The organism is Aquificaceae bacterium (assembly GCA_037481935.1).
Taxonomy (GTDB): Bacteria; Aquificota; Aquificia; order Aquificales; family Aquificaceae; genus Pampinifervens.
In genome coordinates this window covers 1-12,123 of record JBBFKQ010000012.1, presented here as the reverse complement: position 1 = coordinate 12,123, position 12,123 = coordinate 1, and the positions used below count along the sequence as shown (strand labels likewise).

The 12,123-nt window shown below is 47.4% G+C and carries 10 protein-coding genes and 1 CRISPR repeat array; of the genes, 9 read left to right on the top strand and 1 reads right to left on the bottom strand.

Annotated elements, in window-relative coordinates:
- Positions 1–1,257: a UDP-N-acetylmuramoyl-L-alanine--D-glutamate ligase gene (murD, locus tag WHS43_09085; protein MEJ5339790.1), complete on the top strand. Its 1,257-nt coding sequence runs from the start codon at positions 1–3 to the stop codon at positions 1,255–1,257.
- A 44-nt stretch (positions 1,258–1,301) separates the two neighbouring features.
- A CRISPR array of direct repeats spans positions 1,302–1,862; the repeat unit is 29 nt; unit sequence GTCGCCATCCCTCATAGTGGGCTTAAAAC.
- Positions 1,863–2,219: 357 nt separating this feature from the next.
- Here the strand turns inward: murD and WHS43_09080 are convergent.
- Positions 2,220–3,488, bottom strand: coding sequence for an NADP-dependent isocitrate dehydrogenase (locus WHS43_09080; protein ID MEJ5339789.1), 1,269 nt, complete (start codon positions 3,486–3,488; stop codon positions 2,220–2,222).
- A 235-nt stretch (positions 3,489–3,723) separates the two neighbouring features.
- On the opposite strand from WHS43_09080, the gene WHS43_09075 reads away from it, so the two are divergent.
- The 8 genes from WHS43_09075 to WHS43_09040 form a co-directional block, all read left to right on the top strand.
- Complete coding sequence (locus WHS43_09075) at positions 3,724–5,838, top strand: TonB-dependent receptor (protein ID MEJ5339788.1); 2,115 nt, start codon at positions 3,724–3,726, stop codon at positions 5,836–5,838.
- Between the two features lie 11 nt (positions 5,839–5,849).
- Positions 5,850–7,259 carry a 4Fe-4S binding protein gene (locus WHS43_09070; GenBank protein ID MEJ5339787.1) on the top strand — a complete coding sequence of 470 codons (1,410 nt, stop codon included), beginning with the start codon at positions 5,850–5,852 and terminating at the stop codon, positions 7,257–7,259.
- Between the two features lie 15 nt (positions 7,260–7,274).
- A complete protein-coding gene (gene exbB / locus WHS43_09065) occupies positions 7,275–7,700 on the top strand; it encodes a TonB-system energizer ExbB (GenBank protein ID MEJ5339786.1) in 426 nt (141 codons plus the stop codon).
- The gene (locus WHS43_09060; protein ID MEJ5339785.1) at positions 7,690–8,070 is read left to right on the top strand and encodes a biopolymer transporter ExbD; all 381 of its coding nucleotides are present in this window, start codon (positions 7,690–7,692) and stop codon (positions 8,068–8,070) included. The genes exbB and WHS43_09060 overlap by 11 nt, the downstream gene beginning before the upstream one ends.
- Positions 8,067–8,849 carry an energy transducer TonB gene (locus tag WHS43_09055; GenBank protein ID MEJ5339784.1) on the top strand — a complete coding sequence of 261 codons (783 nt, stop codon included), beginning with the start codon at positions 8,067–8,069 and terminating at the stop codon, positions 8,847–8,849. The genes WHS43_09060 and WHS43_09055 overlap by 4 nt, the downstream gene beginning before the upstream one ends.
- Positions 8,850–8,859: 10 nt before the next feature.
- Positions 8,860–10,371, top strand: a complete 1,512-nt coding sequence (locus WHS43_09050; GenBank protein ID MEJ5339783.1) for a class I SAM-dependent DNA methyltransferase — start codon at positions 8,860–8,862, stop codon at positions 10,369–10,371.
- A 64-nt stretch (positions 10,372–10,435) separates the two neighbouring features.
- Positions 10,436–11,452 (top strand): ATP-binding protein, encoded by a 1,017-nt coding sequence (locus WHS43_09045; GenBank protein ID MEJ5339782.1) that lies wholly within the window; start codon positions 10,436–10,438, stop codon positions 11,450–11,452.
- Positions 11,453–11,557: 105 nt separating this feature from the next.
- Positions 11,558–12,123, top strand: a 566-nt coding sequence (locus WHS43_09040) for a restriction endonuclease subunit S (protein MEJ5339781.1), incomplete at its 3' end; no start/stop codon positions are given.

Below are 12,123 nucleotides of genomic sequence, written 5' to 3'. Positions count from 1 at the left end.
ATGAAGAGAGCACTTGTGTGGGGTCTTGGTGTGAGCGGAAGTTCTGCGGTAGAGCTTCTGAAGGCAAAGGGCTTTGAGGTCTACGCAGGGGACGACGCACGCGGGGACAACTTCAGAGAATACCTTGACCTTGTAGACATGGTAGTCCTCTCTCCGGGTATCCCCCCGCACCATCCCCTCTGGAAAGAGGCGCAGAAAAGGGATATAGAGCTCATAGGGGAGCTTGAGCTGGCGTGGAGGTTCTTTGGGGGCAGAGCCCTTGCCATCACGGGCACGGACGGCAAGTCAACCACAACAAGGCTCACATACCTTATGCTAAAAGAGGTCTACGCCAACGTGGAAGAGGGTGCCAACGCAGGAAAGCCCCTATCACGAATAGTGCTCGAAAATCCCTCGTGCCTTGCGGTGCTTGAGGTCTCCTCTTTTCAGGGGAAAACTCTCAGGACCTTCAGACCCGTGGGTGGTGCCTTTCTTAACTTTTCTGAGGACCACCTTGACTGGCATCCCAGCATGGAGGATTACCTCTGGAGCAAGAGAAACATCTTTGCAGGGCAGAGAGAAGAAGACTTTCTGCTTCTTAATGCCCTTGACAGAAAGGTCAGGGAAACTCCCAGCAGGGCAAGGAAGTTTTACCTGCTTGAGGAGGGTCAGGACGGCTTTGTAAAAAATGGCAGAGCCTACTTCCTCGGAGAGGAACTCTTTGAGGTAGAAAAGCTCAGGATAAGGGGAAAACACAACTGGCACAACGCCCTCTTTGCCAGTGCCATGGCAAGGCTTATGGATGTGCCAGTGGAGGTCATAAGGGAGGTGTTATACACCTTCTCCGGACTTCCCTACAGGATGGAATACCTTGGAAACTTCGGGGGCATAGATGTATACAACGATTCAAAGTCCACCACCGTAAACGCCCTCAGGTCTGCCCTTGAGAGCTTTGAGGACGGCAGGGTTGTCCTCATAGCCGGTGGCAGGGACAAGGGAGGGGACTTTGAGAGCATAAGGGAACTGGTAAGGAGAAAAACAAAAGCCTGCGTGCTAATCGGTGAGGCAAGGGAAAGAATAGCAAGAGCGTGGGCAGGATGCAACATATATCTGGAAGACAGCCTGGATAGTGCAGTGCAGAGGAGCTTTGAGCTTGCAAAACCGGAGGGTGTCATACTCTTTTCCCCCGCCTGTGCGTCTTTTGATATGTTCAGGGACTACAAGGACAGGGGAGAGAAGTTCAGAAGTCTTGTAGAAGCCCTTTTCAGAGTTCCCTGACGAAAGGCATAAATCTGGGAGCGTGAAAGGACGCACAAAAGCCGTTGAATATCCCTCATAGTGGGCTTAAAACATGTATAAGCCCCATGTTTATGGCTGGGGCGGGGGGTTGTCTCCATCCCTCATAGTGGGCTTAAAACGGGTATCAAAATTTCTTTTAAGGAGGTGTATCATGGAAGTCGCCATCCCTCATAGTGGGCTTAAAACAAACATTATCTTTCTAACCTCAAAAATGTTATGCCTTGTCGCCATCCCTCATAGTGGGCTTAAAACTTGGGTAGAACTCTCTTATTGCCTTTACAGCGTCGTGTCGCCATCCCTCATAGTGGGCTTAAAACACCTTTATAGGGACAGAAAATTTTTTGTCTTTGTGGAGTCGCCATCCCTCATAGTGGGCTTAAAACGATGATAGAACTTGTAAGAAAACATCTAAACGATGAAGTCGCCATCCCTCATAGTGGGCTTAAAACCTACTTCTACAAAGGTGTAAGGTTGTCCACCCCATACCTCGTCGCCATCCCTCATAGTGGGCTTAAAACAACTTCACGAGAGTGGACAAAATCACTATTGAGTTTAGTCGCCATCCCTCATAGTGGGCTTAAAACCCTGAAAGCATACATCAATCAAAGTAAGATGTATAAAGCCTTTTGTCAGACCCCCACCCCTCTCAAAAGGGGGTCTTTTGCCAGAAGTCGGAGGTTCTGCAGACTTGAGTGTATCATTGTCAATTTCAGAGCCTTGCCTTTCAAAGCTCAGAAGCACACGCCATACCGCCATAAAACCATAAAGCCATACGTATGGTCGTATGGTCATACGGTCGTATGGCACGATGACGATAGCAGGTAGCGGGGCTCTCCCCGCAGTATGGACAGACTTGCCCACCCTTCCGGGATATAAAAAAGCCCTGTTCAGTTGCCAAGATGTCATGGGGGCATAGCCCCCTATACCTGAGTAATATTATATCACTGTCCTATCCTTTCCGCTATAGCTTCTGCGAACTTCATGGTGGAAAGCTCTTTTGCCTCCATGCCCATCTTCCTGAAGCCGTTTGCTATATCTGGCGTTCCCAGCCTGTCCCCTATTGCTCTGCGAACCGCGTCGTATATCAGCTCCGCCGCTTCCTTCCAGCCAAGGTATTCCAGCATCATGGCACCGGAGAGCGTAATGGATAGAGGGTTTGCCACCCCCTTACCCGCTATGTCGTAGGCGGTGCCGTGGGTGCTCTCAAAAAGGGCGTATCCATCTCCTATGTTTCCGCTGGGGACAAAGCCCGGACCTCCCACAAGGGCGGACGCAAGGTCAGATATGTAGTCTCCGTTGAGGTTCTGGGTGATGATAACGTCGTAGGCTTCGGGCTTCAGGACCAGTTGCATGAGCATCTGGTCAGTTATCACCTTTACCATCTTTACCTGACCATCCTGAGGCTCTCCATCTGTGATGACGCGACCCTCAAACTCCGGCTCCTTTGCCACCTCAAAAGCCCAGTTCATAAAGGCGCCTTCTGTCGCCTTCATTATGTTGCCCTTGCCAACCACCGCCACCACCTTTTTGTTGTTCTCCAGAGCCCACCGCAGAGCCTTACGCACATGCCTTTTTGTCTTGTATTCGCTCATGGGCTTTACCGTTATCCCGCAGTCCTCGGGCAGGGCATACTCGGAGACTCCCATCTCCCTTATGAAAAACTCCCTCACCTTCTGGGTATTTTCCGCCTTTGGCATGTATTCTATGCTCATGTAAACGTCGTCGGAGTTTTCCCTAAAGACCGCCACATTTACCCTCTCGGGGTTTGGTATGGGTGCGGGCTGACCCAGCCAGTAGACGGGTCTAATGGCAGAATAAAAGTCCATGGACTGGCGAAGGATGGCATTCAGAGACTTTCCCCCTTTGCCCACAGGGGTGCCGAGGGGTCCCTTTATGGAAACTATTGCCTGTTTTAGCAGTTCAAGGGTCTCCTCGGGCATGCGGTTGCCCGTCTTTTCTTCCGCCTTGTCTCCGGCAAGCACCTCCACCCAGTGTATTCTTCTGCTCCCTCTGTATGCCCTCTCCACCGCGGTGTTCACCACGTGTATCATCGCCGGGGCAATCTCAGGACCTATACCATCCCCCTCTATGTAGGGAATTATGGGATTGTGGGGAACCTCAAGGCTTTTGTCTTCTCTGAGCCTTATAAACTGCCCTTCTTGCGGAACTCTTGCTCCGCCTTCCCATGCGTAGACATTATCCCACTTCATGCCTGCACCTCATAGCTTTTTGAATATTTTACCACAAAAAACTTATGACCTTAATCATGTTGATTTTGTGTGAATTTTATGTTATATTACCACCTGTGGTGCGCCTCGGTTTCCTCGTGTGTCCTTGATGGCATACCTTTTGGGGGCGAAGCCCCCCATCTTTTTAAAATCACTTGACTTTTACGTTACTTTAATTTAAGATTAAAAGCAAGTGAAAATTTACTGGAGGTTTGCGATGAGGGGTAAGATTTTGCTACTTCTGGGGATTTCTGGTCTTTCTTACGCACAGAGCCTTGAGGTGCAAGAGGTAAGCGTAACCGCAACAAGGCTTGAGAGAAAAACCGAGGACGTTCCCTCAAGCGTCAAAGTGGTTGGAGAGGAGAGGATAAAGGAAACAAAGATGTTCAACCTTCAAGAAGCCCTGAGCGGAGTGCCTGGTGTGTTTATACAATCAAGAAATCAGGGCTATGACACAAGGCTTATACTGAGAGGCTCAGGTTTGCAAGCACCTTATGGGGTAAGACAGATAATGATACTTCTAAATGGCATTCCCATAACGGACCCAGATAGTCTTACAAGGCTTGACTTTGTGGACACACAGCTGGTGAAATCCATAGAAGTTAACAAAGGTCCTAACCCGCTCTGGGGGGTTAATTCTGCGGGTGGTGTTATAAGCGTTCAGACCATAAGTCCCTTTGAAAGGAAGGGAGGTATTTTAAAGGTCGGTGGTGGAGACTTTGGAACCTTCTATTCTCACTTAAACTACACCAAAAGCCTTGAAAATTTTTACTTTACCTTCTCCGCAAGTAGAAGGCAGACAGACAACAGCTGGAGACCCTGGAACAAGTTCTGGACGAATCAAATAACACTTCAGCCGGCTTACATGTTTTCTGACGGCACTACTGTAGAATCTTATCTGGGCTATACGAGGGCAAGCCTTCAGCTTCCCGGTGCCCTTGTAGTTGACCCTGTTAGAAGGATAGACCAGTGGACAACCTTTAAGGAAACAGGCGATGTTCAGCAGACTGCCGACCCATGGAGGCACATGGGAAGGTATTCGGAGATATGGTTTTTTAACACGAGGCTGACAAAAAACATAGGAAGCCTTGAGCTAAAGCCAGTTTTCTGGCTGAACCACTGGACCCACTATCACCCAGTAACTGGCAGAATAAACGATGCGGATACCTGGATATACGGAGCAGACCTTCAAGGCAACTATAAGAACACTTTTGGTGTCTTAATTGTTGGCTTTACCCTGAGGCATGATGAACAGAAAACAAAGTATTACAGATATGCAGATGTTCAGGTTGCAGGAAATCCTCCACGAATCATCTCAACCCTTTCAGACCGCGCTGGAGACCTTCTAGAAAGGCAAAATCAGAAGACCACTCTTTACGGCTTTTATCTTCAACAATCCTTTACCTTCAACAAACTTATCCTTGATGTTGGTGCAAGGTTTGACACTGTAAAATTTGACATATGGGGCTACAAGTGGGGAGATTATGACTTCTCTACTGGAAATTACAGAAGCTGTCCTAGTCCGTCTATGGAAAACTGCTTTGACTATTCAAGGGAAAAAACCTACAACTCTGTAAATCCGAAAGTAGGCCTTGTTTACAGGCTTTATGAAGGTGTTAATCTTTATGCCACCTACGCACGAGGAGCTCAGACCCCAACAAGCAGTGAGCTATCTTCAAACCCGGCTCTCAAGATGGCAAAGGTTGAAAACTACGAAGCAGGTGTGAAGCTGAGAAAAGGTATGCTCAGTATGGACACAGCCTTTTACTTCTCCCCTGTTAAGGATGAGGTCGTAAGGTATTTTGAGGATGGAATTACAAAGTTCATAAATGCTGGAAAGACAGAAAGGAAGGGCTTTGAGCTTGATGTTAACCTCTCGCCTTTACATGGGCTCAGCCTTGGGGCTGGCTACAGCTATCAGCATTATACCTTTAAAAGGTTTTACGAGCCTGTAAGAATTGGAAACCAGACTGTAAACCTTGACAGGAGCGGTAAAAGGCTACCTTACATCCCAGAGCACTATTACTCACTCTATGCCATGTATAAGCATCCTTCTGGCTTTAAGGTGAGAGTGCAGTCAGACACGTGGGGCAGTTACTACATAGACAACGCAAATTCGGAAAAATATGGAGGCTATAGCTTTATAACAAGCCTGATGCTTGGTTACGAGAAGGGCAGATGGGACTTTGCCCTCAACGCAGACAACCTCTTTGATAAAAGGTATGCGGTGGAGGTTACAAAGGACACTTCTGCAGACCCATCTACTGCAAGAAAGAGATACACCCCAGCACCACCAAGAACCTTTACCGTAAGGGTAAGCTATCAATTTTAGGAGGTTTAGTCATGGCTGTAAGCAGGGCTCACTTCATAACAAGCAGGAGCAAAGGGGACATATTTGGTATACCTGTTCTTTCTTTTCTTTTCAAAAACAGGCATATGCTCCTGTTCTACAGAAGCCTTACACTGTTTTTACTACTTTATGCCATAATTTACGGCTTTGTGAACCCAACAAGGGAGAACATATTCACAACCGCGGTTTTCTGGAGCCTTTTCTGGCCCTTCTTTATGGTGATAACCCTTCCAACTCTTGGAAATGTTTTTTGTATGATATGTCCTCACGGGTTTTTAGGAAAATACATAACTAAGATAGGTCTCAGACTTAGACCTCCAAAATGGCTTGCAAACCCATACATAGGGCTTATCGGTTCTAACATAGTTGCCTACTGGTTTGTTGTCTATACCTTCCCACAGGTTTTGAGGTATCCATTTACAACAGCTATGTTTTTCTTCATATTTACGCTTTTGTCCCTTCTTGTGTTCTTTCTCTTCAGAGGCATGGCTTACTGTAAATATTTGTGTCCCATAGGGTCTGTAAACACTGCCTTTGCAAGGGTTGGAAGCCTTTGGCTATCTACCTATCAGGAGGAGTGCAAAACCTGTAAAAAACCAGAATGTGCCCTTTCCTGTCCTTACGAGCTTAACCCCTCAAAGTTTGACCACAGAAACTCAATGGCAAACTGCACTCTTTGCATGGAGTGTGCTCAGGCATGCGATGCGGTAAGGCTTGAGGCAAGAAGGCTGGGTAGCTCCCTCTACAGAGAGATAAGAACACCAAAAGAATGGGAAGTCTGGGTATATATACTACTTGTTGGTGTAATAACCTTTACTATGCGTTTCCATCACGGGCTTTCAAGAAGTGGAATAGGTGAGTCCATGCCATGGGTTATAACGGGCAAATATCTTCAGAACCTTTTTGGACTTCCAAAGTGGGTTGATGTTAGCGGTCTTCTTGCCATGCTTCTTGGTGTTTTTACAGCCCTGCTCCTCTCTCTTGGTAGCTTCTGGCTAATATCAAGGCTTTACGGAGTTGAGTATAAAAAGGTCTTTCTTGTCCTTGGATACGCCTTTGCTCCTCTCATGATAGTGGGTGGTCTTTCCCATGTGCTTGAGTTCTTCTTTGTTGAGTACTATCACAACATAGTGAACGGCTTTTCTCAAGCCTTTGCTCTTGGCTTGAGCGTTGAACCCCTTGCAGAGAGAGGGGAGAAGTGGCTTATGGCTTTCAGGATATTCCCTTTTATAGCGGGTTTCTGGAGCCTTCATATTATGTGGAAGAAGCTCAGATTTCTTGGACTGGGTAGAGCAGGCATGGCTCACCTTATTGCCTCAGCCTTACCCATCTTCTACCTTCTCCTTTCTGCATTGCAGATATGGGTGATGTTAAATTTTCCGCCAGTTCACCACAGACATTAAATTAAAATTAACACCATGGAATGGCTCAGGCTTTCTGTGGACTATGGAGTTATAGGGCTTTTGCTGCTTCTGAGCTTTATCTCTGTGGGTATAGCGCTTGAGAGGCTGAGCTTTTACAGAAGGGTTAATCTGGAGGACTTCAAAAGCCGGCAGGAGCTGGAAATGGAGCTCACAAAGGGTCTTTTTGTAATCGCCTCTACTGCCTCCAATGCACCCTACATAGGGCTTTTGGGGACAGTGCTTGGCATAATGCTCACCTTTTACACCATTGGTCAGGAAGGTTTTGTAGATACTCAGAAGGTGATGGTGGGGCTCGCTCTTGCACTGAAGGCTACTGCGGTGGGTCTTCTGGTCGCCATACCCTCGTCGGTGCTCTACAACTACCTTCTCAGGAAGGTGCGTGAAAAACTTGCCCTGTGGGAGGCAAAAAATGGAAGATAAGGAATTCAGCTCCATAAACGTCATACCTCTTGTGGACATTATGCTGGTCCTGCTTACCATTGTGCTTATCACCGCCACCTTTGTGGTGCAGGGTTCAATTCCCGTAAACCTCCCAAAGGCAAGTCAGAAGCATGAAGAGACGCTCAGTAGCCTTGAAATAGTTCTCACAAAGGATGGAAGGCTGTTCTTTGAAGGTAGAGAGGTGAGCCTTCGGGAGCTTGAGAGCATCCTCAGAAGCCTTGACCCCTCTACACGCATAAGCATATCAGGAGACAGTCAGGCAAGCCTCCAGAGCCTTGTAAGCCTTCTGGACCTTTTAAAGAAACACAACCTTGAAAGGGTCTCCATAAGGACGGAGGTAGTTAGATGAGCTACAGGCTCAGAGCCTATGTTGGCTCGCTTTTCCTTCATCTTCTTTTTTTACTTATAATTCTCCTTCTTTCGGGCATGAACCTTCAGAACGCAAAGAGACCCCTTGAGATTGACCTCAGTCTTATGGAGTTTGAAAGGAGAGTGACAGAGGTTAAAGCTCCAGAAAAGGAGCACACGGAAAAGCACAGGAAGGAAGACAGAATGGTCTCAAAAGCTCCTGAAAGGTTGCCAGCCATAAACCAGCCCTCAGCCTCTCGTAAACCATCTCCAGCACAAGAGGCTAAGCCCGCTCAGGAAAAAGAAGAAAGTTCCACACTCCAGCCATCAGATATCGGCACATACTCCTCAGCACCTTCTCAGCCCTCAACTGCTTCAGCTGTGCCTTCTGGTCAGATTAATCAGACTAACACCACAGAGACCAAGGCAGGTGCAGGAAAAACTGGAGAGGAGTTTCCCCACAAAACAGACACTTCATCTTCTCTCCAGCAACAGAGGGACCAGTATCTGAAGGAGAAACTCTCTGTAATTTCCCAGATAGTGCAGAAAAATATAAGCTACCCGCCCATAGCACGCCGGATGGGTTGGGAGGGAAGGGTGGTTTTGATTATCAGACTTTGCGAGGATGGAACACTTAAGGAGGTAAAGGTAGCAGAAAGCTCAGGCTACGAAGTGCTGGACAAAAACGCAATGGAAACGGTCAGAAAGGTGGCACACCTCTTCCCAAAGCCACCGGTGGAGGTGCTTGTCAGATTGCCGGTGAATTACAGGTTAGAGTAGAATTTATACGATGGATATAAAAACTCTTGAAAACTGGCTGTGGGAAGCTGCCTGCGTCATAAGAGGCGAAGTTGACGCACCAAAATACAAGGACTATATCCTTCCCCTTATATTCATAAAAAGGCTCTCTGATGTCTTTGAAGATGAGCTGGAGGAGCTCGCTCAGACCTTCGGCAGTAAAGCGTCCGCAGAAGAAGCCCTGAAGAGAGGAGGGCTTGTAAGGTTCTACATACCAGAAGAAGCCCGATGGAGCAACATAAGAAAACAGACCACAAACCTCGGTGAATACCTTACCAACGCAGTCAGGGCTATCGCAAGGCACAACCCGGAGCTTCAGGGCGTGGTGGACATAGTGGATTTTAATGCCACCACCGCAGGGCAGAGGATAGTGAGCGATGAAAGCCTCAGAGGGCTGGTGGACATACTTTCAAAGCACAGACTGGGGCTCAGAGACGTAGAGCCAGACATACTGGGAAGAGCCTACGAGTATCTGCTGAGAAAGTTCGCAGAGGGCTCTGGACAGTCTGCGGGAGAGTTCTACACTCCCAAGGAAGTTGCCCTCATGATGGCGCGCCTTATGGACCCCAGACCCGGGGAAGATATATACGACCCCTGCTGTGGCTCAGGAGGACTTCTCATAAACTGTCAGATTGTCTTTGAAGAGAAGTATGGCAAAGATAGTAAGGTTGCACCTCTGAAGTTCTACGGGCAGGAGATAAACCACACCACCTACGCCATGGCGAAGATGAACATCTTTATACACGACATGGAAGCAGAGATTGCTCTTGGCAACACCATGACAGACCCAGCCTTCATAAAGGACGGCATTCGTTTTGATGTGGTCCTTGCCAATCCCATGTGGAACCAGAAGTTTCCTCAGTCCGTATACGAAGAAGACAGATACAAGAGGTTTAACTTTGGTTATCCACCGGAGAGCTCTGCCGACTGGGGATGGGTTCAGCACATGTATGCAAGCCTGAAAGAAGGGGGAAGAATGGCGGTGGTTCTCGATACTGGAGCGGTTTCCCGCGGAAGTGGCACCGAAGGTAGAAACAGAGAAAGGGACATAAGGAAGGAGTTTGTAGAGAAAGACCTCATATCTGCGGTGGTCCTGCTTCCGGAAAACCTCTTTTACAACACCACAGCCCCAGGCATAATAATGGTCATAGAAAAAAACAAACCCGCAGAGAGAAGGTCAAAGGTGCTTCTCATAGACATATCAGACTTCTACCAGAAGGGGAGACCCAAGAATTTCCTACCAGATGAAACCATACAGAAGGTTCATGAGATATACACCCAGTGGAAAGAAGAGAAAGGCATAAGCAGGATAGTAAGCCTGGAAGAGATAAGGCTCAACGACTATAATCTGAGCCCTTCAAGGTATGTGTCAAAGAACCACGCCGAAGAGGTCCTGCCTCTGGAGGAGGCTATAGTGGAGCTGGAGGAGGCAGAGGAGGAAAGAAAGGAAGCAGACAGAAGGCTGTGGGAGATTCTGGTGGGCTTGAGGCTTTATAAACCGTGAGGGTTTAAAATTTTTAACCAGTCAGGTTTACTTATAAACCCCAAAGACTTATAATAATAAAACCGTGTGGTTTATAAACAGAGAGGAGGAGCTCAAAAGGCTGGAAAGGGGTGTTCTGAGTGGTGAGAGCTTTGTTCTGATTGCACCCAGAAGATACGGCAAGACCACCCTCATAAAGAGGCTGATGAATCAGCTGAATGGGCAGACAATAAACTTTTACATAGACCTCATGCCATACTCTGACAGTCCTCAGAGTTTGATGGAACACATGCTTGAGCAATTTCTGAAAGAGCTGGGAGTGGCGGAGGGCATCAAAAGGTTTGTAAAAGGTCTTTCACTGAAGGCAAGAGCCGTCTTTGAAGAGTTTGGCGTTGAGCTGGAACTGATCTCCGAAAAGAGAGACCCGCTACTGGAACTTTCAAAGGTGCTGGACATTCCCCAGAGAATAGCTCAGAAAAAGGACAGGAGAGTGCTGGTTGCTTACGACGAATTTGGAGAGTTATACAGAGAAAAAGACAGGCTTGTAAAACTTTTCAGAAGTGTGATTCAGCATCACGACAGAGTTTCTTATATTTTTGCAGGCTCTCAGGAGAGCCTCATGGAAAAGATATTCGCGGACAGAAGAGGCGCCTTTTTCCGCTTTGGGACAATGATGGAGCTCAGGGCTCTGAACCTTAGAGAAGTGCTTGAGTTTGCATACATACACATACCCATGAGCTCTGTAGCAGTAAGCGTCATAGAAGCACTGCGAGGTCACCCCTATTACACCTCAAGGTTTTTCCAGAAGCTACAGGTAGGACTTGAGCCAATGATTGCCCTTGAAGAACTTCTGGCAGAAGAAAAGGGCTATGTGGAGCTTCTTGTGGATAAGGCACGGACGGTTAAACATGGGATTGATGTCCTGCGGGCTATTGCGTTGGGGGTTAATCCTTTTGAGAGCCTGAAAATAAAGGCTCAGATGGTCAGCAAGGTCATACAGAAGCTGAGGCTGATGGGTCTTCTCAGAAAGATAGACAGAGGACGCTATGAGATAACAGACCCACTTCTTGAAGGCTACCTTTCTGGTGAGTTAGCTTTTTGAGCAAGAAAGAGACTATGAGGGCAGGGTCAAACTTTTCAGGTATGTGGACTGAGGGTCTGGGAGGAGTCAGATATCTCTGAATTCTGAAGTTCTATAATTTATACCATGGGCTTTGAGTTTTTTGAGGAAACGCGCTTAAGAGACACGGAGCTGGGTCCTCTGCCGGAGGATTGGAGGGTGGTAAGATTGGGGGAGGTGGCTGAGGTTTCCTCGGGAGGTTCAGCACCTCAAGGTTCAGTTTATTATGGGGGTAAAAACAAGTTCGTGAGAGTATCTCATATTGAAAATACAAATTTCAGAATTTACTCATATGACCTGATTACTGATGAAGCAGTAAAGCTCCATAACTTAAAACTTTTCCCAAAAGGAACTATTGTTTTCCCCAAGAGTGGAGCTTCTGTATATTTGGAGAAAAGGGCAAGACTTCCCTTTGATGCTTATTTAGTTAGTCACCTCTGTGCGGTCAATTCATTAGATGAAAGGGTAGCTATTCAGGATTATCTGTTTTATGTGCTGGTGGGTGCGAAGTTGGCAGCTAAAAAGGAAAGTGGATATCCAACACTAAATCTTTCAGAAGTAAGACAATTCCCCCTTCCCCTCCCCCCTCTTGAGGAGCAAAAAGCCATTGCGGAGGTGCTTCGGAGGGTGCAGGAATCCATAGAAAAAACCGA

Excerpts from the sequence above, each read along its gene's own strand:
- WHS43_09070 (MEJ5339787.1), top strand. The coding sequence starts at position 5,850 with ATGGCTGTAAGCAGGGCTCACTTCATAACAAGCAGGAGCAAAGGGGAC.
- WHS43_09050 (MEJ5339783.1), top strand. The coding sequence starts at position 8,860 with ATGGATATAAAAACTCTTGAAAACTGGCTGTGGGAAGCTGCCTGCGTC.
- exbB (MEJ5339786.1), top strand. The coding sequence starts at position 7,275 with ATGGAATGGCTCAGGCTTTCTGTGGACTATGGAGTTATAGGGCTTTTG.
- WHS43_09055 (MEJ5339784.1), top strand. The coding sequence starts at position 8,067 with ATGAGCTACAGGCTCAGAGCCTATGTTGGCTCGCTTTTCCTTCATCTT.
- WHS43_09075 (MEJ5339788.1), top strand. The coding sequence starts at position 3,724 with ATGAGGGGTAAGATTTTGCTACTTCTGGGGATTTCTGGTCTTTCTTAC.
- murD (MEJ5339790.1), top strand. The coding sequence starts at position 1 with ATGAAGAGAGCACTTGTGTGGGGTCTTGGTGTGAGCGGAAGTTCTGCG.
- WHS43_09080 (MEJ5339789.1), bottom strand. The coding sequence starts at position 3,488 with ATGAAGTGGGATAATGTCTACGCATGGGAAGGCGGAGCAAGAGTTCCG.
- WHS43_09060 (MEJ5339785.1), top strand. The coding sequence starts at position 7,690 with ATGGAAGATAAGGAATTCAGCTCCATAAACGTCATACCTCTTGTGGAC.